The sequence below is a fragment of the Neisseria viridiae genome, from assembly GCF_962747995.1.
Taxonomy (GTDB): Bacteria; Pseudomonadota; Gammaproteobacteria; order Burkholderiales; family Neisseriaceae; genus Neisseria; species Neisseria viridiae.
Genome location: NZ_CAUJAJ010000005.1, coordinates 64,357 through 89,010 on the forward strand (window position 1 = coordinate 64,357; position 24,654 = coordinate 89,010).

A 24,654-nucleotide genomic window follows, 5' to 3' on the forward strand; every position below is an offset into this window, starting at 1 on the left:
CTAACGCAAACGTTTACCTGTTTCCCCATCAATAATCTGACTCGGCGATTTCTGCCTGCCGATTCTCCCGCCGACAATCCACACATCGCGTCCGAACTGCCTTCTGACTTCCCTCTCCGTCCGACACGCGCGTTTACCTGCACGATTGCACGAAGTGGAAACCAAAGGCATACCCAATGCCTGACACAAACGCCTTGCACCTGTATGATCGGGCACTCTGACCGCAAGCTTGCTACGCCTCTTCCCGCGTAACTCAGGTAATACGCAGGATTTGGCGGATAATAGGAACGTTTTAGGGGCGGGCCATTCTTTTCTAAGCATATTCTGAAGATTTTCAGACGGCATTTGAAGTAAAGGCTGCAATTGTTCAAATTGATTCCCGATGACAATCATACCCTTGTGTTGCGGCCTTTTTTTCAAATGCGCCAACTTACCGAGTGCTTTGGCTAATGTCGGAAGACACCCCAAACCATAACAAGATTCGGTCGGATAAGCGACCAAACCACCTTTTTTCAAATAAACGCTTAACTTACGTTGCGCTGATGCTGCGATAATTCTCGGAAATAACATAATATAAAATGCCGTCTGAAGCGTATCAGTTATACTTGGCTTCAGACGGCATCATCCTCTTTCTAATTAACGGTTAATCGCTTTATCGGCAATGTCTTTACGGTATTGCATCCCGTCGAAGCTGATTTTTCCCAACACACCATATGCCTTGGCTTTCGCTTGCGCCACATCGTCGCCCAATCCTACAACACACAATACGCGGCCGCCGTTGGTCAATACGTCGCCTTTATCGTTTGCCATTGTGCCAGCATGGAAAACTTTGCCTACTTGGTTGGCAGCATCCAGACCGGAAATAACATCGCCTTTTTTGGGCGTTTCGGGGTAATTTTGTGCCGCCAGCACCACGCCTACGGCAGTTTGCGGGTTCCATTCTGCGGTTACACTATCGAGTTTGCCGTCTATTGCTGCTTCGACCAAATCCACCAAGTCGCTGTTCAGACGACTCATAATCGGCTGAGTTTCGGGATCGCCGAAACGGCAGTTAAACTCAATCGTATAGGGTGCGCCGCTTTGATCAATCATCAAACCTGCGTACAGGAAGCCGGTGAACTCGTGCCCTTCCGCTTTCATCCCCGCTACGGTCGGCAAAATAATTTCATTCATCGCACGCTTGTACACAGCAGGCGTTACCACGGGCGCGGGACTGTACGCGCCCATACCACCCGTATTCGGACCTTTGTCGCCGTCTAAAAGACGCTTGTGATCTTGACTGGTTGCCATAGGCAATACATGATTGCCATCAACCATAACGATAAAGCTCGCTTCTTCGCCTTGCAGGAAATCTTCAATTACAACACGCGCGCCCGCATTACCCATTTTGTTGCCCAGCAGCATATCGTCAATCGCAGCATGCGCTTCATCCAAAGTCATTGCCACAATCACGCCTTTACCTGCCGCCAAACCATCGGCTTTGATGACGATGGGCGCACCTTTCTGATTGACGTAATCGTGTGCAGCATCGGCGTTTTCAAAGGTTTGATATTGCGCGGTTGGAATGTTGTATTTCGCCATAAATGCTTTGGCAAAATCTTTAGAACTTTCCATCTGCGCCGCATATTGTGTCGGGCCAAATATTTTCAGTCCTTCGGTACGGAAATCATCCACAATACCCGCTGCCAAAGGTGCTTCAGGACCGACGACGGTAAAAGCAATATTTTCTTTACGGCAGAATTCAATCAAATCCTGATGCGCAGTCAAGGCGATGTTTTGCAACTTGGGTTCAATCGCCGTACCGGCATTACCGGGCGCAACAAATACTGTTTCCACTTTGGGCGACTGCGCCAATTTCCAAGCCAGCGCGTGTTCGCGACCGCCATTACCGATAACCAGCAGTTTCATGCCATCTCCTTGACAAATATGTACTTTTAACGAAAACTCGATACAAGGGGACTTTTGTCCCATTTGAAGAAATTTTAGTGGAATCAAACAAAAGACAGCTTCATTCCACTCTGCAACCTATTTGACTTATCCACAAAATTAAAAAAGGACAAGCAACCATGCAAAAACGTATTGATGAAATCCAAAACAAATACCGCGAATGGTGTCATCTACTACCGCAATTGGAAGAAGACATCCGGCGTTGGAAACATGCTGTCGCTTTGATTCGCGATATGGACAATTTTTATACCCACGAGTATCAGGCGTGCCATCAGGCTATTGAAGACGGGGCAGAACTGGATTTGAGTACGGAAGGCGAATACAGCATTATGAGTGAAGATGCGCTATGGAACGCGCTGGGCGAATTCCATCAATTGGCTTGGCTATATTTGCGCTCCAGCGTCGATGCCTTGGACAGATATACACAAGAAGATTAATCAGCGAAGAGGTCGTCTAAAAACCCTAAGATGTGGATTTTCAGACGACCTTTCATTCAAAAGGCTTTTCCGTATTTACTTTAATCTGCCGTGTATTCTTCCAAGCCGCAACACAGACCTCATAATTTGCTAACGACAAACTTACCGTCAATCGGCAATCCAACTGCAAATCCTGCTCCAATATATCCGCCTGATATTGTTTGGCAATGCGTATCACTTCATTCAAAAACGGATATTCACATTTCAGCCAAACGGTTTTTTCAATATTCTTTTCAATCACTTCCGCAACCGCCAACGCCTGAGCCGTCGCCTCTTTGTACGCATGTATCAGACCTGGAACGCCCAATAAAGTACCACCGAAATAGCGGACGACCACGACCAAAACATCGGTAATACCCACCGAATCAATCTGTCCCAAAATTGGTCGTCCAGCACTTCCTGATGGCTCTCCATCATCATTGGCACGAAATTGCATACCATCTACACCCAAACGATAGGCATAGCACCAATGCCGCGCCTTATGGTGTTCTTCCTTTAACGGATCGAGATATTTTTTCACATCAGCCAATGCTCGAATCGGATAGGCAAATGCAATAAAACAGCTGCCTTTATCTTTAAATTCAGCCTGCGTCGGGGAAGTAATGGTTTTATAAGTCGTAATCATGCTGAAATGTTTTCAGACGACCTCATTAATAACAAGGTCGTCTGAACGTTTCACGTGAAACATCAATTTTTTAATGCTTCTGTTAATTGCGGGACGATTTCAAATAAATCACCTACCAATCCGTAATCGGCTACATTGAAAATCGGCGCATCGGCATCTTTGTTGATTGCGACAATCACTTTGCTGTCTTGCATACCAGCAACATGTTGAATCGCACCTGAAATACCGATTGCAAAATAGAGCTGAGGTGCAACCACTTTACCGGTTTGTCCGACTTGTACATCATTCGGCGCATATTCGGCATCAACTGCTGCACGGGATGCACCAATTGCCGCACCTAAAACATCTGCCAGCGGTGTCAGCACTTCATTGAATTTTTCCGCACTACCCAACGCACGGCCACCGGAGACAATGACTTTTGCCTGAGTCAACTCAGGACGATCGGAATGGGAAAGCTGACGGTTCACAAAACGACTCAGGTTTTGGGCAGGGGTTGTTTCAACATTAATTACCTCAGTATTGCCACCTTGCGCCGCCACTGCGTCAAAAGCCGTTGCACGGAAGGTCAGCACCAATTTTTCTGCATCGGCTTGCACAGTTTCAAATGCATTACCTGCATAAATCGGGCGCACAAAAGTCGTGTTATCCACAATCTCGGTCAAGTCAGAAATTTGCGGTACGTCTAATAAGGCGGCTACGCGGGGCAGAAGGTTTTTACCAAATGTGGTTGCCGTTGCTGCAACATAGCGGTAATCCACCGCCAATTTGACAACCAGCGGAGCCAGTTCTTCAGCCAAACCTTCGGCATAATGGGCAGCATCCGCAACCAAAACTTTTTCCACACCCGCTACTTGTTTCGCGGATTCCACTACGGCCGATGCGCCGTTTCCGGCAACCAATAAATCGACTTTGCCCAGTTTGGCGGCAGCGGTAACGGCATGCAAAGTGGCAGGATTCAACTGTTTGTTGTCGTGTTCAGCAATAATCAATACGCTCATTTCAGTCTCCTCAAATCACTTTGGCTTCGTTTTTCAATTTTTCAACCAATTCGGCAACGCTTGCTACTTTTACGCCTGCCTGACGCGCTTTAGGTTCGGCAAATTTCACCGTTTTCAGACGAGGTGAAATATCCGCAACCAAATCAGCAGGAGCCAGTTTTTCCAAAGGTTTTTTCTTTGCCGTCATAATATTGGGGAGTTTGACAAAGCGCGGCTCGTTCAAACGCAAATCCGCACTGATAACAGCAGGCAGTTTCAATGCTAGGGTTTCTTCGCCGCCATCAATTTCGCGCACAATCTGCACTTCGTCGCCTTCAATTTGTACTTTGGACGCGAACGTACCTTGCGCCGCATTCAGCAAAGCAGCCAGCATTTGCGCCACTTGGTTGGCATCGTCATCAATCGCTTGTTTGCCCAAAAAGAAAATTTGTGGATTTTCTTTGTCCGCAACGGCTTTCAGCAGCTTGGCAATTGCCAGCGGCTCCAATTTCGCATCGGTTTCAACATGAATTGCACGGTCGGCACCCATCGCCAAAGCTGTACGCAACGTTTCTTCGCATTTCTTTTCGCCCAAAGAAACCGCTACGATCTCGCTTACTTTTCCGGCTTCTTTCAAACGGACGGCTTCTTCCACAGCGATTTCGTCAAATGGGTTCATCGACATTTTGACATTGCCGATATCCACATCCGAACCATCGGCTTTTACACGAACTTTGACGTTGTAGTCCACTACGCGCTTTACTGCGACCAGTGCTTTCATTGAATTCTCCTAAAAAGAACGCTGCTTTCACTATCAAGCGAAACCAAACCTTCTTCTCTATAAAATCAAATCCGTTTTCCTTAAAAACGAATTCATTCAGAAATCTTTCGGATAATACTTGCCGATTATACCATTTTAAAGCATTTACTCAGGCTGGTGGATATACATTCCTACACTCAACGAACTGTAAATACCATGCCGTTATATCAGTTTCAGACGACACTTTAGCCTTTGTCTGCTGCAACACAATCTATCAGCGTTTGATAAACCAAATCTGCGATCGGAATCTGCCCGATATTGCCCAAATTTTTTGCAACAGCCGAAACTTGAACGCCTGTTTTAATCGGATCGGTATCGGTATAAATACCGACCACAGGTTTTTCCAAAGCATTTGCCAAATGCAGCAAACCAGTATCCACACCAACAATTCCGACCGCGTGTTTCAGCAGATACGCCGCCTGCAATAAATTCATTTTGTTGCACACAATGGCAAATGGCAGTCCGTCTGCAATTTGTTCGGCACGCGTTTTTTCAGTTTCATTTCCCCATGGCAGGTAAACGTTGCATTGTTGTTCTTCATTCAGCTTTTGCAGCAACGCCCGCCAGTTTTCCATAGGCCATAATTTACTGTCCCGGCTGGTCGCGTGCAAAGCCGCATAATACGGCTGCTCCAAATTTTTCAGACGACCTGCTTCAGGAACGGTCAAACCGAATACCTGCGTTTCCGGTATTGCATATCCAAATACTTGAGCGAACAGCTCACGGTTGCACCAAACGGCATTTTTCCCTTTCGGTACAGCGTATGTTTTCGCATACGCCAACGCAGCCAACCCCTCGCGCGCGCTGTTTTTATCTAAACCACAAATAGGGGATTTTGCCATTTTGGCGAAACACGCGCTTTTAATCAGACCTTGACTGTCCAATACAAAATCAAATGCTTCCTGCCGCAAGGCCTGTTTCAGACGACCTATTTCCTGCCAAGTTTCTGCTTGAAAAAGATGTTTGCGCCATTGCCGCCATTTCATCACATGGATTTTTTTTACGAACGGATGCAGGCGCGCAATATCCGCAAACCCGGCTTCACACAGCCAATGAAGTTCCACATCAGGGCATTGCCGCGCCAAATCTTCGATTGCGGGCAAAGTGTGAATTAAATCGCCCATACTGGACAAGCGGACAAGCAAAATTTTCATATTTAGGAAGGGTGTTTCACGTGAAACAATTTTAACTTATTAATTATTAATATATTTTTTAATTTCTTCAGCGTTTTTTAAAATCATTGCACCGGCAGAACGCATTTCCTGCCATGCCGTTTCGATGGTGTCCGGCGCAATACCCCGACAAGCCGCTTTATTGATGATAACCTGCCAACGACCGCCTTTGAGTAACTGCAAAACCGTTGTTTTAACACAATAATCCGTAGCCAAGCCGCCGACAATGACCGTATCCGTATTTTGGCAACACAGCCATTCAATCAGCCCTGTGCTCAGTTTTTCCTCAATATCGTGAAAACACGCACCATAAGGATGCAATTCAGGATCAACGCCTTTCCAAACGCAATAATCGTATTCCTTGGCAGAAGGCAGTCCGTCCAACAATTCATAGCCGCGAGTACCGACCATCGCATGAGCCACCCAAGTCAAATCCGCATCGGGCAAACCTGTCGGCTTTAACATATCAACAGGGTTATCCACAAGCCATTTTGCTGCCGCATGATGCGCATCTTTCGTCATCACGCGCAAATCCGCCAAAGCGGCTTGGGCATTCAACTCTTCGACAATCAAATGCCCCTCGTTTACAGGCAGCTCTTTAGGACACAAAGGCGTAAACGTTTTTTGTGCATCAACATCAATAGAAACAATCATCTCATTACTTCTTCACTTAAGATCGTCATTCTCTATTTTACGAATAACAAAACTCTTACCTTCTTTATTTAAGGAGTACAATTCATCTAGGTGGATATGATATGTCATATCCACCTCCTCCATTTTAGCTATACCTAAGATGCTCCTTGCTAGAAGCTGTAATCCGATTTTATTACCCAAAATTTCAATCTCACCCCCTATAGGTGAGATCTGAAAGGAAAGATAACAACCTGACTTGGGTGTAATATATGGGATTCCCTCTTCGTTATAGCGAACCGTTATGCTTCTTTTTTTTTATCAACACTCCAATGCCTTTTTTAAGAGCGTCTTGGACACGAGGATTCTGTGCTACTTTATTTCAACACGATTAAAATGCCCTGTATTATAACAAATTACTGCCCGAAAGCGGTAAAACCGGCTGTGATAAGATAAGGTTTTTCCAAAAAACTTATCCACAATCTTATGACTTATACCCTTACCCCCATCGGCACCGCCCGCTCGCCCTACAAACAGAAATTCGGCATCGCCCGCCAGCCCGGTTTGGTCTCCGCCGCAGAAGCCTGCATCGAGCTGAATCCCGAATTTACCGCAGACAGCGTGCGCGGGCTGGAAGATTTCGATTATGTGTGGATAAGTTTTATCTTCCACGGCGTATTGAATGAAAGCTGGGCGCAAATGGTGCGCCCGCCACGGCTCGGCGGCAAACAAAAAATGGGCGTATTCGCCACGCGCAGCCCCCACCGTCCCAACCATCTCGGACTCTCGCTCCTGAAACTCGAACGCGTCGAAACCGACAAACCCGTCCGCCTCTATTGCAGCGGTGCAGACCTGCTGGACGGTACGCCGATTGTGGACATCAAACCCTACATCCCCTTTGTCGAATCCAAACCCGATGCCGCATCCGGTTTCGTCAGCGGCAAACCCGTAGAGTTGGAAGTCGTTTGGCAGGAAAACATCGGCGCGGAAAATTTATCTGCAAACACCAAAAACCTTATCAGCCAAAGCATTGCCCAAGACCCGCGCCCCGCCTATCAGGATATTCCCGAACGGATTTATGTGATGAATATTGCGGATTACGAAGTTAGGTTTCAAATCAAAGGAAGCCGCGCGACGGTTATTGGGATAAGTTTTGTGTGAAATTTTATTCACAATTCTATTAAAAAAGGTCGTCTGAAAAATTTTCAGACGACCTTTTTTAAATTATCAACTCTTTTTTGATTGCTACCGCAATCTCATAAGCTAAATTAACAGGTACAGCATTACCTATCATTTTGTACGCATCATTAATATTTTGATAGATAAATTTAAAATCATCAGGAAAGCCTTGAACCCTCGCTACTTCACGCACAGTCATCCTACGATAAAGAGCTTCTTTTCCAACTACAAAACGGTAGTCATTTAGTCCATGTTTCTCCATTTTTGGAGCTTGTGGATGAAGCTGGCATTGCCGCCCCGAAGCCTGAACTGTAAATGCTTGTTCATGCCATGCTTTCACACGGTTCCTGCTCATAAAAATTGGGGAAAAACTACCTATAAAATATTCGTTGTTATTAATAGCATTAGGATTAGCTTTATTTTGAAAAGCCGCAGGAACGGCTGTATCTTGTAAATCCCAAATAGTATCCTTCAATGTTATCTTATCTTCATCTTTAACTGTCGAACCTGTTGGAAATGAGAATTTGATTTTCAAATCTTTACGAAAACCAATATAGAAGACTCTCTTACGTTCTTGAGCCACACCATAATCTTTGGCATTTACCATAGTCAGGCTTACATCGTACCCACATTCATCAAACATTTTCAGTAAATTTTGTACCGCTTCATTATGGCGGTTTGCAAGCATACCGCTAACGTTCTCAGCTAAAAAGAACTTAGGCTGCTTACTTTTCAAAATACGGATATAGTCGAAAAACAATTGACCCCGCTCATCATCAATACCTCGCAAAGCCCCTGCTTCCGACCATGACTGACAAGGAGGACCTCCGATAATACCATCGATTTCATCAGGAAAATCTTCTTCCTTAATACTACGTATATCGCCTTCAATTAAATGTGTTTTAGGATGATTAGCCTTAAATGTTGACCAAATAGTTTTATCATATTCGTTTGCAACAGGCACTTCAAATCCTGCTTTTTCAAAACCTAAATCTAAACCACCACAACCGCTAAATAAACTAATTATCTTCATCTGTTCCTTTCATTGAAAAATATTACAATCTTGCGTGTTTTTATCATTTAAATCATCTGTATTTTGAACACCTAAGTTAATTAGGCATTGTTTTAATTGTTTCGCAACTTTATTCCCATTACATTGAAATGGTTTATCAAAAATCAATTCATGAGTCAGTTTTCCATTAACAACTTCCCATTTTACTTGAACTGCAAGTGGTCTATCTCCATCAAATTTATCTTCGAAACTTCGATAATTAAGTGCTTTACAGGCAAAATAAATATTAGGATTATTCCTAACATATTCATCTAATGAAACAATTTTATCCAGTATTTCTTCAGTAGACGAAAATTCGTCTCCTATCAGAATATAATTCGCAACACCAGAGTTTGGAATAATTACCCCATTTACACTCGCATTTTTCTTTTCTTCATCTAGATTATTACCTACGTAAATATCTAATAATTGTTCAGTAGTTAAATCTACTTTATCTGATAATTCCCCGTTTAATTTATTAACAAGTTCAAACTTCCAACCAAGCGTAATAGATCCATTGTCTGTCCTACCCTTGCTTTTTTTAAAAATTAGATTTTTATCTAAAAATTTCCTACGAATATTTGTTGTTGAACTTTGAATAATTTTTGCCCAATTATTTCCAAAAATCATTTCAGCTCGGTCTGCTTTAATTTTATTTTCTACAAAATCAGCATTACTTTTCTTGTATGAAATTTTAATTTCTCTTATTTCTTCAGATGATTCACTTTTTAATAAAATATAAATATCCGTTTTAGGTTCGCCGTTTCCGCAAGTAGGTTTACCTACGTTCTGTACACACCATGATTGACCGTTGAAACAAACTGCCTGACCAATTTCAAAATAAGATTGAATATCTCTTTCTGCCTGAATAAAACTAGCCATTAATTTCTCCATTTTATATTGATTGTTACTTATACTCTACAAATTTATATATCTTCAAAAAATTGATGAAATGTAATTCCTAAAGCATTAATGATTTTTTCCATATTTTTCATGGATACATTTCTTTTTCCTTGTTCAATGCCTGCAAGATAAGTCCTATCAATTTCAGCCTTCAAAGCAAATTTTTCTTGGCTTAGATTCTGAGCCTTACGCAATTCTCGAATTCTTGCTCCAATTTTTTCTAGTACCATTTCAACCTCCGAATTCAAAACAATTATCCTTTTTGTTACATATAAAGCAACGGACTATAAGTAACAAAATATTGCAATGATTACTTAGTCAATAAGAAAAAAGGTCGTCTGAAAACCTAAATCTAGGTTTTCAGACGACCTTTTTTCTTAACTTATCCACAGACTGGTTTACCCAATCCGAAATCCTTTAAATTTTGCCTGCGAAGTATTCCAAAGTGCGGACGAGTTGGCAGGTGTAGGACATTTCGTTGTCGTACCAGGCAACGGTTTTCACCAGTTGTTTGCCGCCCACGGTCATCACGCGGGTTTGGGTTGCATCAAAGAGCGAACCGTATTCGATGCCGACAACGTCGGAAGAAACAATTTGATCTTCGTTGTAGCCGTAAGATTCGCTGGCGGCGGCTTTCATCGCGGCGTTGATTTCTTCTTTGGTTACAGGGCGTTCGAGGACGGAAACCAATTCGGTCAGCGAGCCGGTGGCAACAGGGACGCGTTGGGCGGAGCCGTCGAGTTTGCCGTTCAATTCGGGGATAACCAGACCGATGGCTTTGGCGGCGCCGGTGCTGTTGGGCACGATGTTGAGCGCGGCGGCGCGGGCGCGGCGCAAATCGCCTTTGCGGTGCGGCGCGTCAAGGGTGTTTTGGTCGCCGGTGTAGGCGTGGATGGTGGTCATCAGGCCTTCGACTACGCCGAATTCCTTTTGCAGGACTGCCGCCATCGGGGCAAGGCAGTTGGTGGTGCAGGAAGCGGCGGAAATGACGGTTTCGCTGCCGTCCAAAATGTCTTGGTTTACGCCATATACGACGGTTTTCACATCATTGCCGCCGGGTGCGGAAATCACGACTTTGCGTGCGCCGGCACGGATGTGTGCTTCGGCTTTGGTTTTATTGGTAAAGAAGCCGGTACATTCGAGGACGACATCCACACCCAACTCGCCCCAAGGCAATTCTTCGGGATTCGGATTGGCGAAAACTTTGATTTCTTTACCATTTACTACGATGGCATCGTCTTTTAATTCGGCAGTACCTTGGAAACGGCCTTGTGTGCTGTCGTATTTGAAAAGGTGCAGCAGCATTTCGGCAGGGGTCAGGTCGTTAACGGCGACAACTTCGATGCCGTGGGCTTTTTCAATTTGACGCAATGCGAGGCGGCCGATACGGCCGAAACCGTTAATCGCTACTTTAATGCTCATGTTTATACTCCAAGCTATGAAACGAAATTTCAATGCCTGTATTGTATTCTGAAATAAAGTTACATTCCACTATTACACCCAACTACTTGACGCTTATTTGATATAGATGAATTTTGCTGTTTTTACAGATTTCCAAAACTTTTATTATCAATATTTGAATTTAAAATTCTAATGATGATTTTGATGATTGCCGACCTGCTTGTATATAAGTAGCAAATATCCAATATTTTCATTAACTTTTTGTCAAATAAATTTGAGTTTAAGGCTTGCCGTATAAGACAGATAAGCGTGGATGTTTTTTGATTTAATAATATTCTTGTGGATAACTTTGCTGTTTTCCTATTTGTCTCCACAACTTTATTGACAGGCTTACGGTCAGTCTCATTCCGTCGAAGACAAAACCTTTTGCTACAATACCGTTTTCCTAATGATAAGGCAGCCCCATGTCCAAACCCTCTGTTTCCCCGATGATGCAGCAGTATCTCGCCATCAAAGCGCAACATGCCGACAAACTGGTGTTTTACCGCATGGGCGATTTTTACGAGCTGTTTTTGGATGACGCAGTGGAAGCGGCAAAGCTGCTGGACATTACCCTGACCACGCGCGGGCAGATGGACGGCGTGCCGATTAAAATGGCGGGCGTGCCGTTTCACGCGGCGGAACAGTATCTGGAGCGGTTGGTGAAGATGGGCAAAAGCGTGGCGATTTGCGAACAGGTCGGCGAAGTCGGCGCGGGCAAAGGCCCGGTGGAACGCAAAGTCGTGCGCATCGTAACGCCCGGCACGCTGACCGATTCCGCATTGCTGGAAGACAAGGAAACCAACCGCATCGTTGCCGTGTCTCCCGACAAAAAATACATCGGTTTGGCGTGGGCATCGCTGCAAAGCGGCGAATTCAAAACCAAGCTGACAACTGTGGATAAATTGGACGACGAACTGGCGCGCCTGCAGGCGGCGGAAATCCTGCTGCCGGACAGTAAAAACGCGCTGCAACTTCAGACGGCATCGGGTGTTACACGCCTGAACGCGTGGCAGTTTGCCGCCGACGCAGGGGAAAAACTGCTGACGGAATATTTCGGCTGCCAGGATTTGCGCGGCTTCGGTTTGGACAGCAAAGAACACGCCGTTGCGATTGGCGCGGCGGGCGCGCTGTTGAACTATATCCGCCTGACGCAAAACCTGATGCCGCAACACTTGGACGGCCTGTCGCTCGAAACCGACAGCCAATATATCGGCATGGATGCCGCCACGCGCCGCAACCTCGAAATCACGCAAACCCTCTCCGGCAAAAAATCGCCGACCCTGTTTTCCATACTAGACGGCTGCGCCACCCATATGGGCAGCCGCCTGTTGGCATTGTGGCTGCACCACCCTTTACGCAACCGCGCCCACATCCGAGCGCGCCAAGAAGCCGTTGCCGCGCTGGAAAGCCAATACGAACCCCTCCAGTGCCGTCTGAAAAGCATTGCCGACATCGAACGCATCGCCGCCCGCATCGCCGTGGGCAACGCCCGCCCGCGCGACCTCGCCGCCCTGCGCGACAGCCTGTTTGCCCTGTCCGAAATCGACTTGTCCGCAAACGGCAGCAGCCTGTTGGAAACCCTCAAAGCCGTTTTCCCGGAAAACCTATCCACAGCCGAACAGCTCCGCCAAGCCATTTTGCCCGAACCTTCCGTCTGGCTGAAAGACGGCAATGTCATCAACCACGGTTTTCATCCCGAACTGGACGAATTGCGCCGCATTCAAAACCATGGCGACGAATTTTTGCTGGATTTGGAAGCCAAGGAACGCGAACGTACCGGTTTGTCCACACTCAAAGTCGAGTTCAACCGCGTTCACGGCTTTTACATTGAATTGTCCAAAACCCAAGCCGAACAAGCACCTGCCGACTACCAACGCCGGCAAACCCTCAAAAACGCCGAACGCTTCATCACGCCGGAACTGAAAGCCTTTGAAGACAAAGTGCTGACTGCCCAAGACCAAGCCCTCGCCTTAGAAAAACAACTCTTTGACGGCGTATTGAAAAACCTTCAGACGGCATTGCCGCAGCTTCAAAAAGCCGCCAAAGCCGCCGCCGCGTTGGACGTGTTGTCCACATTTTCAGCCTTGGCAAAAGAGCGGAACTTCGTCCGCCCCGAGTTTGCCGACTATCCGGTTATCCACATCGAAAACGGCCGCCATCCCGTTGTCGAACAGCAGGTACGCCACTTCACCGCCAACCACACCAACCTTGACCACAAACACCGCCTCATGCTGCTCACCGGCCCCAATATGGGCGGCAAATCCACCTACATGCGCCAAGTCGCGCTGATTGTTTTATTGGCACACACCGGCTGTTTCGTGCCTGCCGATGCCGCCACAATCGGGCCTGTCGATCAAATCTTCACCCGCATCGGCGCATCGGACGACCTCGCCTCCAACCGCTCCACCTTCATGGTCGAAATGAGCGAAACCGCCTACATCCTGCATCACGCCACCGAACAAAGCCTTGTTTTAATGGACGAAGTCGGACGTGGTACTTCCACTTTCGACGGTCTCGCCATCGCGCACGCCGTTGCCGAACACCTGCTGCAAAAAAACAAATCCTTCAGCCTGTTTGCCACCCACTATTTCGAGCTGACCTACCTGACCGAAGCCCACTCCGCCGCCGTCAATATGCACCTTTCCGCGCTCGAACAGGGACAGGACATCGTGTTCCTGCACCAAATCCAACCAGGGCCCGCCGGAAAAAGCTACGGCATCGCCGTCGCCAAACTCGCCGGCCTGCCTGTACGCGCATTGAAATCCGCCCAAAAGCATTTGAACGGACTGGAAAACCAAGCCGCCGCAAACCGGCCCCAACTGGATATTTTCAGTACCATGCCGTCTGAAAAAGGAGATGAACCGAATGTGGGCAGCTTTGTGGACAAAGCAGAGGAAAAACATTTTGAAGGTATATTGGCAGCAGCCCTGGAAAACCTCGATCCCGACAGCCTGACCCCGCGCGAAGCATTGTCAGAACTGTACCGTCTGAAAGATTTGTGCAAATCCGTATCTTAATTTCCGTTGGCGGAACAGCATCAAACCATATGGAAAAATCTGTGGATAAACTTTATAGTGGATTAACAAAAATCAGGACAAGGCGACGAAGCCGCAGACAGTACAAATAGTACGGAAGCGATTCACTTGGTGCTTCAGCACCTTAGAGAATCGTTCTCTTTGAGCTAAGGCAAGACAACGCCGTACCGGTTTTTGTTAATCCACTATATCTGACAGGAAGTTTCCAAACATAAAAATGCCGTCTGAACAGCTCAGACGGCATCTGTCCATTCGGCTTAAACCTTATCCACATCCAAACGCATAACCGTAACCCATTCCCCGTTATGGAAATGTCGCCCGACAACCGCCCAGCCGAATGATTCATAAAATATTTGCACATCAGGCGTATAAAGATACAAGAATTTTATCCCCAGCGAACGAGCCGCGCCTATGCAGTGGGCGACCAGCCTCCTGCCAATGCCTTTTCCGCGATATTCAGGTAAAACAAAGACATCGCCCAACCAATATTCATACTGTGGAAAACTTTCCATATCATGCCGCTTGACCGCAGCCGAACCCAACAGGATTCCGGAATCATCCACAGCCGCAAAAGCCAGCGGCAGTTCGTCATCCTTCAAACACCTGCCGTAATAGGCACGAATCTTATCCACAGAAAACCACGGTTCAAATCCGTGCCACTCCTCAAACAACGCCTGAACCAACCTGCCGATATGCCCGGCTTTCAGCCGTGTGATGGAAACAGTATTGTCCACAAAGAGAGAATTCATCGGTCAATTCCCCGACGCCTTTGTTCCCCCCGCACCGTAAACCGCATTCCAAGCATGGTCCAAACGCACTCCGATTTGCCTCAGCTCTTCAGCCTGCCGGGCTTTTTGCGCCATTGCAGCAGGAATTTCCGCTTCCAAACGGGTAATATCCGCCTGCGCCGTCTGCAACCGCCGGCGCGCATCTTCCAAATCCGACTGCATCCCGATGATTTTTCCGTCCAAATTGTTTTGTTTTTGCAGTAAGGCACGATAGCCGGATTGGATGCTGAGCAGATTGTCTTCCGCATCCCCCGCCCATACGCCTGTAGAAAAAACAAACATCAGAAAATACAATATTTTTTTCATGTTCAACTTCCGTTTAAATGCCGTCTGAAGCCGCATTCCGACATCAAACGGCATTGCCCGCACCTGTGGATAACTTAAGCGCGGATGCGTTTCAACACTTCCTCTTTGCCGATTAATGCCAACACGGCATCGACGCTCGGGGTTTTCGCCGTACCGCAGACGGCGAGGCGCAGGGGCATACCGAGTTTGCCCATTTTGATGCCTTCTTCGTCACAGAAGGGTTTGAACAAGTCGTGGATGGCTTCGGCGTTCCAGTCTTCCAGCCCTTCGAGGCGTTCGGCAAAGCGCAGCATACGGGCGACTGCTTCGTCGTCCCAGTGTTTCTGCACGTCTGCTTCGGCAGGCGTTTGTTTGACGTAGAAGTAGAGGCACTCGTCGGCAAGCGTGTTCAGGTCTTGGGCGCGGTCTTTGACCAATGCCAACACGTCTTCCAAAGCGGGCTTGCTTGTTTCATGGATATCGCGCAGGGCGAGGCGCGGTTTCACCATTTCGGCCAGTTTTTCGTTGGCGGTGATTTTGATATGTTCGCCGTTAATCCAGTAAAGCTTTTTCAAGTCCATACGGCTTGGAGACGGGGAAACGTCTTTCAAATCAAACCATTCGATGAATTGTTTCATCGTAAAGAATTCGTCGTCGCCGTGCGCCCAGCCCAAACGCGCCAGATAGTTGAGCATGGCTTCGGGCAGGATGCCCATCGCGCCGAAATCGGTAATGGCAACGGTATCGCCGCTGCGTTTGGAGATTTTTTTGCCTTGTTCGTTGAGAATCATCGGCAGGTGCCCGTATTCGGGCAGGTTTGCGCCGATGGCTTTTAAGATGTTGATTTGTTTTGGGGTGTTGTTCACATGGTCATCGCCGCGGATAACGTGGGTAACGCCCATGTCGTAGTCATCCACGACAACGCAGAAGTTGTAGGTCGGCGTGCCGTCGGCGCGGGCGATAATCAGGTCGTCGAGTGCTTCGTTGGGGATGGAGATTTCGCCTTTGACCAAGTCCGTCCATTTGGTCACGCCGTCCAAAGGCGTTTTGAAGCGGACGACGGGTTGCACGTCGGCAGGGATTTCGGGCAGGGTTTTGCCTTCTTCCGGACGCCAACGGCGGTCGTAAGTCGCCGTGCCTTCTTTTTCGGCTTTCTCGCGCATGGCTTCCAGCTCTTCTTTGCTGCAATAACAGTAGTAGGCATGGCCTTTTTCTAAAAGTTCGGCAATGACTTCTTTGTAGCGGTCGAAACGGCGGGTTTGGTAAACGACGTTGTCGGCATTGTCGTAGTCCAGGCCGACCCATTTCATGCCGTCGAGGATGATGTTGACGGATTCGGCAGTAGAGCGCGCCAAGTCGGTGTCTTCGATACGCAATAGGAACTCGCCTTTATGATGGCGGGCAAACGCCCACGAAAACAAGGCGGTGCGAACGCCGCCGATGTGCAGGTAGCCGGTGGGGCTGGGGGCGAAACGTGTTTTGACGGTCATGATGGCTCCAGAATCTTTGAAAGCGTTTATTTTACTGGTTTTACCGTGCTTGGGCATCAAAAATGCCGTCTGAACCCTGCCTGCGGATAAGTTTCAGACGGCATTTTCCTTGTTTTCAGTGCTTCGGTACGCGGAACAGTGTATCGCGCGCCGCCGACCGGATTCCTTCGGGATTGCGTCCGAAAAAAGGTTCAATGAAACAGCCAATTGAAAAAATCCCGCCCCCCATTTTTCCAAACGGTAGAGGGATAACGCATATCCCTCTTGCAGCATAAAGATTTTTTTCTTATTTCCCGCATCAAACCGCGTGGTCGGCGTGGCAGACATATAAACGCGGACACCCAAATCCTCCGCCATTTCCGCCGCCCGCGCCAAATGGTAGGGATCGCTGACAATCACCACGCTGGCAATACCGTTGGCACGCAAAACCGGACGAATGTTGTTCAGGTTTTCATAAGTGTTGCGCGAAGTGTTTTCAAACAGGATGTTGCGCGCCGGAACCCCCTGTTTGAGCGCGTACCGCCGCCCGACCTCGGCTTCGGTCATATAGCCTTTTTTGGTCCGGCCTCCCGTAAACACGATTTTACCAACCCTGTGGCCCTGATAAAGCGCAATGGCGTGGTTGATGCGTTCGCGAAAAACCGGGGAGGGGCGTTTGTCCCACGCGGCAGCCCCCAACACCAGCGCGGCATCCGCCCGGACATACGGCGGCAAAACCTGCCCGCCCGTCCGATAAACCGCCCAAACGGATGAGGCAAACACCAGCAAAAGTGGAAAAACACTCAAACAGAAACCGCCCAACAGGTAATAGCGCAAGCCGTTGCGGCTGCAAAACAGCCGTTTGTTCACAATACCGCTTCGATATTTTCCAGCGGTCTGCCGACAGCCGCCTTACCGTTCGCCAAAACAATCGGACGCTCCAACAGGGCGGGATGATCGGCGATGGCACGCAGCAGCGCGTCATTGTCCAAATCAGGGTTGTCCAAACCCAATTCCTTGTACAAATCATCTTTCACACGCATCATCCCACGCGCCGATGCCAAGCCCAATTTGTTGAAAATATCCTTCAATTCGGACAAGTCGGGCGGCGTATCCAAATATTTGACCACTTCGGCAGCAATGCCGCGTTCTTCCAATAGGGACAAGGCGGCACGCGATTTGCTGCAACGCGGATTGTGGAAAATTTTGATTTCAGACATGACATTTCCTTACTTCTCGACAATCCCCTTATTATCGGCTTACGCAGGGTTTTACTCAATACCCCGCCTCCAACCGTACCAAACGGTTTACAATACCCGAATCGACATACAAAGGACAAAACGATGAAACACTTGAATCTTGCCGCAATCGCCCTTGCCGCCACATTTGCCGCACATACCGCCTCGGCAGACGAGCTTGCCGGCTGGAAAGACAGCACCCCGCAAAACCTGCAATCGCTCAAAGCCCCCGTACGCATCGTCAACCTTTGGGCGACTTGGTGCGGCCCGTGCCGAAAAGAGATGCCCGCCATGTCCAAATGGTACAAGGCGCAGAAAAAAGGCAGCGTCGATATGGTCGGCATCGCGCTCGACACATCCGACAATATCGGCAAATTCCTCAAACAAACCCCTGTTTCCTACCCGATTTGGCGTTACACCGGGGCGAACAGCCGAAACTTTATGAAATCCTACGGAAACAATATTGGCGTACTGCCCTTTACCGTCGTCGAAGCACCGAAATGCGGATACAGGCAGACCATTACAGGGGAGGCAAACGAAAAAAGCCTGACCGAAGCCGTCAAACTCGCCCGTTCAAAATGCCGTTAAACGCCGGATGCCGTCTGAAGCCGCTTCAGACGGCATTTTTCCCGCCCGACCTTCGGTATCCGCCAAACTTATCCACTATCTAAAAACAGGCGGAATCTTTATAATCGGCACTGTCTTACCTATTGTTCAGACGGCATATCCCTGCGGACGCAACCGCCCGAAACGATATGCCGCCCTTCCTTACAGGACCTCCTATGATCCGTTTCGAACAAGTTTCCAAAACCTATCCCGGCGGTTTTGAAGCCCTGAAAAACGTCAGCTTCCAAATCAAAAAAGGCGAAATGATATTTATCGCGGGACACTCCGGTTCGGGCAAATCCACCGTCCTCAAGCTGATTTCTGGCATCACCAAGCCGAGCAGGGGAAAAGTCCTGTTTAACGGGCAGGACCTCGGCACATTGTCCGACAACCAAATCGGCTTTATGCGCCAACACATCGGCATCGTGTTCCAAGACCACAAAATCCTCTATGACCGCAACGTCCTGCAAAACGTCATCCTGCCCCTGCGGATTATCGGCTATCCGCCGCGCAAAGCCGAAGAACGCGCCCGCATCGCCATCGAAAAAGTCGGCTTGAAAGGTCGAGAATTGGACGACCCGGTAACCCTCTCCGGCGGCGAACAGCAGAGGCTGTGCATCGCCCGCGCCGTCGTCCACCAGCCCGGCCTGCTGATTGCCGACGAACCATCCGCCAACCTCGACCGCGCCTACGCGCTCGATATTATGGAATTGTTCAAAACCTTCCACGAAGCAGGAACAACCGTCATCGTCGCCGCACATGACGAAACCCTGATGGCGGACTACGGACACCGCATCCTGCGCCTCTCGAAAGGACGACTCGCATGAGCATCATCCACTATCTCTCGCTGCACGTCGAATCCGCGCGCACCGCACTCAAGCAGCTTCTGCGCCAACCCTTCGGCACACTGCTTACCCTCATGATGCTTGCCGTCGCCATGACCCTGCCGCTGTTTATGTATCTGGGCATCCAAAGCGGGCAAAGCGTGTTGGGCAAACTCAACGAGTCGCCGCAAATCACAATCTATATGGAAACCTCCGCCGCACAAAGCGACAGCGAGACCGTGCGCAGCCTGCTGACTCGCGACAAACGGCTCGACAACATCCGCTTTATCAGCAAAGAAGACGGTCTGGAAGAATTACAGTCCAATCTCGACCAAAATCTGATTTCCATGCTTGACGGCAACCCCCTGCCGGATGTCTTTATCGTTACCCCCGACCCGGCAACCACGCCCGACCAAATGCAGGCAATCTACCGGGACATTACCAAACTGCCTATGGTCGAATCCGCCAACATGGATACGGAATGGGTACAGACACTGTACCAAATCAACGAATTCATCCGTAAAATTTTATGGTTTCTTTCACTGACGCTGGGGATGGCGTTCGTCCTTGTCGCACACAACACCATCCGCCTGCAAATCCTCAGCCGCAAAGAAGAAATCGAAATCACCAAGCTGCTCGGTGCGCCCGCATCGTTTATCCGCCGCCCTTTCCTTTACCAAGCCATGTGGCAGAGCATCTTCTCCGCCGCCGTCAGCTTGGGACTGTGCGGCTGGTTGCTTTCCGCCGTGCGTCCGTTGGTCGATGCCATCTTCAAACCCTACGGTCTCAATATCGGCTGGCGTTTCTTCCATTTCAGCGAAGTTTCGCTGGTGTTCGGCTTCGTCATCGCGTTGGGCGTATTCGGCGCGTGGCTTGCCACCACCCAGCACCTGCTCGGCTTCAAGGCCAAAAAATAAAACACCGTCAAAAATGCCGTCTGAAGCCGTTTCAGACGGCATTTCGATTTGCCAGTATAATGGCGCATTTTCCCAATAAGGACTCCCCACTATGCTGACACCCGAACAAGTCAAAGCCCTGATTGCAGGCGTGGCAAAATGCGAACACATCGAAGTAGAAGGCGACGGACACCATTTTTTCGCCGTCATCGTTTCATCAGAATTTGAAGGCAAGGCACGCCTCGCGCGCCACCGCCTGATTAAAGACGGGCTTAAAGCCCAACTGGAAAGTAACGAACTGCACGCACTTTCCATTTCGGTAGCCGCCACACCGGCGGAATGGGCAGCCAAAGCACAATAAACGCCACACAAAAATGCCGTCTGAAACAGCACAACGTTTCAGACGGCATTTTTTATCTCAAACCGCTTACGCGCCGCGTTTTTCCAAAGCGGCTACGGCGGGCAACTCTTTGCCTTCCAAGAACTCCAAGAACGCGCCGCCTCCGGTAGAAATATAGCCGATTTGACCGGTAACGCCGAATTTGGCAATCGCCGCCAGCGTGTCGCCGCCGCCCGCAATCGAGAACGCTTTACTTTGGGCAATGGCTTCGGCAAGGGCTTTCGTGCCGCCTGCGAATTGGTCAAACTCGAACACGCCGACCGGGCCGTTCCACACCACCGTGCCTGCGGCTTTGAGCAACTCAGCAAGCGCGGCGGCGGATTTCGGACCGATGTCCAGAATCATGTCGTCTTCGGCAACGTCGGCAATGTCTTTCACGACCGCTTCGGCATCGGCGGCAAAGGCTTTGGCAACGACGACATCGGTCGGCAGCGGTACGGAGCCGCCTTTGGCCGCCATTTTCGCCATAATTTTTTTGGATTCTTCCACCAAATCGTGTTCCGCCAAAGATTTACCGATGGCTTTGCCTTCCGCCAACAGGAAGGTGTTGGCGATGCCGCCGCCGACGATGAGTTGGTCGACTTTGTCCGCCAGCGATTCGAGAATGGTCAGCTTGGTGGACACTTTGCTGCCGGCAACAATCGCCACCATCGGGCGCGCGGGCTGTTTCAGGGCTTTGCCCAAAGCGTCGAGTTCGCCCGCCATCAATACGCCGGCGCAGGCAACGGGCGCGGCTTGGGCAACGGCTTCGGTCGAAGCTTGGGCGCGGTGCGCGGTGCCGAACGCGTCGTTGACGAACACGTCGCACAAGGCGGCATAGGCTTTGCCCAGTTCCAAATCGTTTTTCTTCTCGCCCTTGTTGATGCGCACGTTTTGCAGCATAACGACATCGCCCGCGTTCAGGGCGGGTTTGTTTTCACGCCAGTCGTTCAATACTTTCACGTCTTTGCCCAACAGGCTGCCCAAGTGCGCGGCAACGGGCGCGACGTCGTCTTCGGGGTGGAACTCGCCTTCGGTCGGTCGGCCCAAGTGGGTCATCACGATAACGGACGCGCCGTTGTCCAAGCAGTATTTGACGGACGCGAGCGAGGCGCGGATACGGGTGTCGTCGCTGATTTTGCCGTCTTTGAACGGCACGTTCATATCGGCGCGGATGAGGACGGTTTTGCCCTGCACGTTTTGTTCGGTCAGTTTTAAAAATGCCATAATCAGTCCTTTTCAATCAGTGTTTGCGATACAGAAACAATTGATGCCGTCTGAAGCCTTCAGACGGCATCGCAACCCGATCAGCCGGATACGCGCTCGATTTTCGCGCCGACGCTGCCGAGTTTTTTTTCAATATTTTCATAACCGCGATCCAAGTGGTAAATCTGTTCGACCACGGTTTCGCCGCGCGCCGCCAAACCGGCGATAACGAGGCTTGCGGACGCGCGCAAATCCGTCGCCTTGACGACCGCGCCGGAAAGCTGTCCCACACCCTGCACAAATGCCGTATTGCCCTCGGTTGTAATGTTCGCCCCCATCCGGTTCAACTCGGGGACGTGCATAAAGCGGTTTTCAAAAATCGTTTCCACCACACGGCAGCTTCCCTCCGCCACGGCATTCAATGCCATAAACTGCGCCTGCATATCCGTGGGGAAGCCGGGGTGGACGACCGTGCGGATGTCCACCGCCTTCGGACGCTGCCGCATATCGATGGCGATCCAATCGTCGCCCGCTTCAATCACCGCACCTGCCTCGACCAGTTTGTCCAACACCACTTCCATCGTTTTCGGGGCGGCATTCCGCAAAACCACCCTGCCGCCGGTTATCGCCACCGCGCACAGGAACGTCCCCGCTTCAATCCGGTCGGGGACGACGCTGTGTTCGCAGCCGTGCAGCTCGCCCACACCTTCCACGATCATGGTCGATGTTCCGATGCCGCTGATTTTCGCGCCCATTTTGACCAGGCATTCCGCCAAATCGACCACTTCAGGCTCGATGGCGCAGTTTTCCAAAACCGTCGTACCCTCGGCCAGAGTAGCCGCCATCAGCAGATTTTCCGTACCGCCGACGGTAACGACATCCATCGCCACACGCGTGCCTTTGAGTTTGCCCTTGGCTTTGACGTAACCGTGTTCGATGACGATTTCCGCCCCCATTGCCTCCAAGCCTTTCAAATGCTGATCGACGGGGCGCGAACCGATGGCGCAGCCGCCCGGCAGGCTGACTTGCGCCTCGCCGAAACGCGCCAGCGTCGGGCCGAGTACCAAAATCGAAGCGCGCATCGTCCGGACCAACTCGTAAGGGGCGCAGGTATTGTTTACCGTACCGCCGTTGATTTCAAATTCGCTGATATTGTCGGTCAGGACGCGCGCGCCCATGCCCTGAAGCAGCTTTTGCGTGGTTTTCACATCTGCCAGCATAGGCACGTTTTTCAGGCGCAGCGTACCCGATGTCAGCAAACCCGCGCACATCAGCGGCAATGCCGCATTTTTCGCGCCCGAGACCGTTATTTCCCCGTTGAGCGGGCCGTTTGCGGAGATTTTCAGTTTGTCCACGTTTGTTCTTTCCTGGTGGGTACTTGTAATATTTCAATACTCGGGACAACGCATAAAGCATCACCCGATGAAGGTTGCAGAGGCGGAATTATAAGGGATTTTCGGGAAAAATACGGAAGCCGCACCAAAGAATTTGACGAAATGCCGCGCTTTCCGAACAAGGATTGTCGGAAGACAAAAAAAGCCGAGTTTTGAAAACTCAGCTTTTTTTTGTTTTATCTGGTGGGTCGTGAGCGATTCGAACGCTCGACCAACGGATTAAAAGTCCGCTGCTCTACCGACTGAGCTAACGACCCGATAAGCCCGAAATTCTATACATCAAGCCTGATGCTGTCAACCATTTTATCGGCGTTCAGACGGCATTTTATTTATCAGGCTGTTTTTTCGTATAAATTAACGAGGTCAGTATCGATGCACCCAACGCGCCGAACACAACCGACAGCGAAATGGAAATCGGGATGTGCACCCAATGCATCATCAGCATTTTCAGACCGATGAAACTCAAAACAAATGCTAATCCATATTTCAGGAATACAAAACGTTCCGCGATATCTGCCAGAAGGAAATACATCGCCCTCAAACCCAGAATCGCGAAAATATTGGAAGTCAGCACGATAAACGGATCGGTGGTAACGGCAAAGACGGCGGGAATGCTGTCCACGGCAAACACGACATCGCTCAATTCAATCATGACCAGCACCAAAAACAGCGGCGTGGCGATTTTTTTGCCGTTTTCGACGGTAAAAAATTTCTCGCCGTGAAACTCCGTGCCGACCGGAACGACTTTCTTGACGGCATTCAGCAGCCTGCTGTTTGCCAAATCCTCTTCCTCATCGCCTTCGGGCTTCATCATGTGTATGCCGGTATAGAGCAGGAACGCGCCGAACAGATACAGAATCCACTCGAACTGCCGAACCAGTGCCGCGCCGACGAAAATCATGACGGTGCGCAATACCAATGCGCCCAATACGCCGTACAGCAGCACGCGGTGCTGAAACTGCGGTGCGACTTTGAAGTAGCCGAATATCATCAGGAACACGAAAATATTGTCGACTGCCAACGATTTTTCCAAAATGTAGCCGGTAAAGAATTCCAATACTTTTTCTTTTGCGACTGCCGCGCCGTAGTCGGGATTGCCGGCGAGTTCGAAGTACAGCCAGCCCGCGAACAGGCAGGATACGGCAACCCACAAGCCGCTCCATGCCAAGGCTTCTTTGACACCGACTTTATGGCTGCCGTTTTTCTTCAGCGAAAACATATCCAAGGCAATCATGACCAGCACTGCCGCAAAAAAAACGCCGTAAAACAACGGCGACCCGATACCGGGATATTCTGTCATGGTTCAATCTC

26 protein-coding genes, 1 tRNA gene and 1 pseudogene are annotated in these 24,654 nt (G+C 49.4%); 7 read left to right on the forward strand and 21 right to left on the reverse strand.

Annotation, left to right across the window (positions count from 1 at the left end; genetic code table 11):
* Both Q9J79_RS04735 and purD read right to left on the reverse strand, forming a co-directional pair.
* A complete protein-coding gene (locus Q9J79_RS04735; RefSeq protein ID WP_301911200.1) occupies positions 1–603 on the reverse strand; it encodes an L-threonylcarbamoyladenylate synthase in 603 nt (200 codons plus the stop codon).
* A 33-nt stretch (positions 604–636) separates the two neighbouring features.
* Entirely contained in the window at positions 637–1,908 is a 1,272-nt protein-coding gene (purD, locus tag Q9J79_RS04740; protein ID WP_301911145.1) for a phosphoribosylamine--glycine ligase, read from the reverse strand.
* Between the two features lie 158 nt (positions 1,909–2,066).
* Between purD and Q9J79_RS04745 the strand changes: the two genes are divergently transcribed.
* The gene (locus Q9J79_RS04745) at positions 2,067–2,384 is read left to right on the forward strand and encodes a DUF4298 domain-containing protein (protein ID WP_301911146.1); all 318 of its coding nucleotides are present in this window, start codon (positions 2,067–2,069) and stop codon (positions 2,382–2,384) included.
* A 52-nt stretch (positions 2,385–2,436) separates the two neighbouring features.
* On the opposite strand, the gene Q9J79_RS04750 is transcribed toward Q9J79_RS04745, so the two are convergent.
* From Q9J79_RS04750 to Q9J79_RS10440, 6 genes are all read right to left on the reverse strand, one after another.
* Positions 2,437–3,048 (reverse strand): IMPACT family protein, encoded by a 612-nt coding sequence (locus Q9J79_RS04750; protein ID WP_301911147.1) that lies wholly within the window; start codon positions 3,046–3,048, stop codon positions 2,437–2,439.
* Positions 3,049–3,110: 62 nt separating this feature from the next.
* Complete coding sequence (locus Q9J79_RS04755) at positions 3,111–4,046, reverse strand: electron transfer flavoprotein subunit alpha/FixB family protein (RefSeq protein ID WP_301911148.1); 936 nt, start codon at positions 4,044–4,046, stop codon at positions 3,111–3,113.
* 10 nt (positions 4,047–4,056) lie between these two features.
* Positions 4,057–4,806 carry an electron transfer flavoprotein subunit beta/FixA family protein gene (locus tag Q9J79_RS04760; RefSeq protein ID WP_301911149.1) on the reverse strand — a complete coding sequence of 250 codons (750 nt, stop codon included), beginning with the start codon at positions 4,804–4,806 and terminating at the stop codon, positions 4,057–4,059.
* A 224-nt stretch (positions 4,807–5,030) separates the two neighbouring features.
* Positions 5,031–5,999, reverse strand: a complete 969-nt coding sequence (gene waaC, locus Q9J79_RS04765; protein ID WP_301911150.1) for a lipopolysaccharide heptosyltransferase I — start codon at positions 5,997–5,999, stop codon at positions 5,031–5,033.
* A gap of 39 nt (positions 6,000–6,038) precedes the next feature.
* Positions 6,039–6,671, reverse strand: a complete 633-nt coding sequence (locus Q9J79_RS04770; RefSeq protein ID WP_301911151.1) for a nicotinamidase — start codon at positions 6,669–6,671, stop codon at positions 6,039–6,041.
* 12 nt (positions 6,672–6,683) lie between these two features.
* Positions 6,684–6,851, reverse strand: coding sequence for an Imm32 family immunity protein (locus Q9J79_RS10440; RefSeq protein WP_432758151.1), 168 nt, complete (start codon positions 6,849–6,851; stop codon positions 6,684–6,686).
* 282 nt (positions 6,852–7,133) lie between these two features.
* Between Q9J79_RS10440 and tsaA the strand changes: the two genes are divergently transcribed.
* Positions 7,134–7,808, forward strand: coding sequence for a tRNA (N6-threonylcarbamoyladenosine(37)-N6)-methyltransferase TrmO (gene tsaA, locus Q9J79_RS04775; protein ID WP_301911152.1), 675 nt, complete (start codon positions 7,134–7,136; stop codon positions 7,806–7,808).
* Between the two features lie 58 nt (positions 7,809–7,866).
* On the opposite strand, the gene Q9J79_RS04780 is transcribed toward tsaA, so the two are convergent.
* The 4 genes from Q9J79_RS04780 to gap form a co-directional block, all read right to left on the reverse strand.
* Positions 7,867–8,859, reverse strand: a complete 993-nt coding sequence (locus Q9J79_RS04780) for a DNA cytosine methyltransferase (RefSeq protein ID WP_301911153.1) — start codon at positions 8,857–8,859, stop codon at positions 7,867–7,869.
* Between the two features lie 9 nt (positions 8,860–8,868).
* Positions 8,869–9,759, reverse strand: coding sequence for a hypothetical protein (locus Q9J79_RS04785; RefSeq protein ID WP_196428241.1), 891 nt, complete (start codon positions 9,757–9,759; stop codon positions 8,869–8,871).
* 44 nt (positions 9,760–9,803) lie between these two features.
* Positions 9,804–10,010, reverse strand: coding sequence for a helix-turn-helix domain-containing protein (locus Q9J79_RS04790; RefSeq protein ID WP_025458134.1), 207 nt, complete (start codon positions 10,008–10,010; stop codon positions 9,804–9,806).
* Positions 10,011–10,197: 187 nt separating this feature from the next.
* Positions 10,198–11,202: a type I glyceraldehyde-3-phosphate dehydrogenase gene (gene gap, locus Q9J79_RS04795; protein ID WP_002236266.1), complete on the reverse strand. Its 1,005-nt coding sequence runs from the start codon at positions 11,200–11,202 to the stop codon at positions 10,198–10,200.
* A gap of 443 nt (positions 11,203–11,645) precedes the next feature.
* Between gap and mutS the strand changes: the two genes are divergently transcribed.
* The gene (gene mutS / locus Q9J79_RS04800) at positions 11,646–14,240 is read left to right on the forward strand and encodes a DNA mismatch repair protein MutS (protein WP_301911154.1); all 2,595 of its coding nucleotides are present in this window, start codon (positions 11,646–11,648) and stop codon (positions 14,238–14,240) included.
* A 275-nt stretch (positions 14,241–14,515) separates the two neighbouring features.
* Here the strand turns inward: mutS and Q9J79_RS04805 are convergent, their stop codons facing one another.
* The 5 genes and pseudogenes from Q9J79_RS04805 to arsC all read right to left on the reverse strand — a co-directional run bounded on the left by Q9J79_RS04805 (position 14,516) and on the right by arsC (position 18,020).
* Positions 14,516–15,007 carry a GNAT family N-acetyltransferase gene (locus tag Q9J79_RS04805; protein WP_301911155.1) on the reverse strand — a complete coding sequence of 164 codons (492 nt, stop codon included), beginning with the start codon at positions 15,005–15,007 and terminating at the stop codon, positions 14,516–14,518.
* A gap of 3 nt (positions 15,008–15,010) precedes the next feature.
* Complete coding sequence (locus Q9J79_RS04810) at positions 15,011–15,406, reverse strand: coiled-coil domain-containing protein (RefSeq protein ID WP_301669484.1); 396 nt, start codon at positions 15,404–15,406, stop codon at positions 15,011–15,013.
* A gap of 20 nt (positions 15,407–15,426) precedes the next feature.
* Entirely contained in the window at positions 15,427–16,821 is a 1,395-nt protein-coding gene (gene gltX / locus Q9J79_RS04815; RefSeq protein ID WP_301911156.1) for a glutamate--tRNA ligase, read from the reverse strand.
* Between the two features lie 219 nt (positions 16,822–17,040).
* Positions 17,041–17,670, reverse strand: a pseudogene (locus Q9J79_RS04820) (YdcF family protein); the annotation flags it as partial.
* The gene (gene arsC / locus Q9J79_RS04825; protein WP_002242104.1) at positions 17,667–18,020 is read right to left on the reverse strand and encodes an arsenate reductase (glutaredoxin); all 354 of its coding nucleotides are present in this window, start codon (positions 18,018–18,020) and stop codon (positions 17,667–17,669) included. The gene arsC and the pseudogene Q9J79_RS04820, both read right to left, overlap by 4 nt.
* 123 nt (positions 18,021–18,143) lie before the next feature.
* Between arsC and Q9J79_RS04830 the strand changes: the two genes are divergently transcribed.
* The 4 genes from Q9J79_RS04830 (at position 18,144) to Q9J79_RS04845 (ending at position 20,725) form a co-directional block, all read left to right on the forward strand.
* Entirely contained in the window at positions 18,144–18,626 is a 483-nt protein-coding gene (locus Q9J79_RS04830; RefSeq protein WP_301911157.1) for a TlpA disulfide reductase family protein, read from the forward strand.
* Between the two features lie 194 nt (positions 18,627–18,820).
* Positions 18,821–19,471, forward strand: a complete 651-nt coding sequence (gene ftsE / locus Q9J79_RS04835; protein WP_118793083.1) for a cell division ATP-binding protein FtsE — start codon at positions 18,821–18,823, stop codon at positions 19,469–19,471.
* Complete coding sequence (ftsX, locus tag Q9J79_RS04840) at positions 19,468–20,385, forward strand: permease-like cell division protein FtsX (RefSeq protein WP_301911158.1); 918 nt, start codon at positions 19,468–19,470, stop codon at positions 20,383–20,385. Before ftsE ends, ftsX begins: the two co-directional genes overlap by 4 nt.
* Positions 20,386–20,476: 91 nt before the next feature.
* Positions 20,477–20,725 (forward strand): BolA family protein, encoded by a 249-nt coding sequence (locus Q9J79_RS04845; protein ID WP_002247180.1) that lies wholly within the window; start codon positions 20,477–20,479, stop codon positions 20,723–20,725.
* Between the two features lie 66 nt (positions 20,726–20,791).
* Here the strand turns inward: Q9J79_RS04845 and Q9J79_RS04850 are convergent, their stop codons facing one another.
* The 4 genes from Q9J79_RS04850 to Q9J79_RS04865 all read right to left on the reverse strand — a co-directional run bounded on the left by Q9J79_RS04850 (position 20,792) and on the right by Q9J79_RS04865 (position 24,643).
* Entirely contained in the window at positions 20,792–21,970 is a 1,179-nt protein-coding gene (locus Q9J79_RS04850) for a phosphoglycerate kinase (protein WP_301911159.1), read from the reverse strand.
* An 80-nt stretch (positions 21,971–22,050) separates the two neighbouring features.
* Positions 22,051–23,304 (reverse strand): UDP-N-acetylglucosamine 1-carboxyvinyltransferase, encoded by a 1,254-nt coding sequence (murA, locus tag Q9J79_RS04855; protein ID WP_301911160.1) that lies wholly within the window; start codon positions 23,302–23,304, stop codon positions 22,051–22,053.
* Positions 23,305–23,524: 220 nt separating this feature from the next.
* Positions 23,525–23,600 (reverse strand) — tRNA-Lys (locus Q9J79_RS04860).
* Between the two features lie 68 nt (positions 23,601–23,668).
* Positions 23,669–24,643 carry a TerC family protein gene (locus tag Q9J79_RS04865; protein ID WP_301911161.1) on the reverse strand — a complete coding sequence of 325 codons (975 nt, stop codon included), beginning with the start codon at positions 24,641–24,643 and terminating at the stop codon, positions 23,669–23,671.
* Between the last annotated feature and the right edge of the window lie 11 nt (positions 24,644–24,654).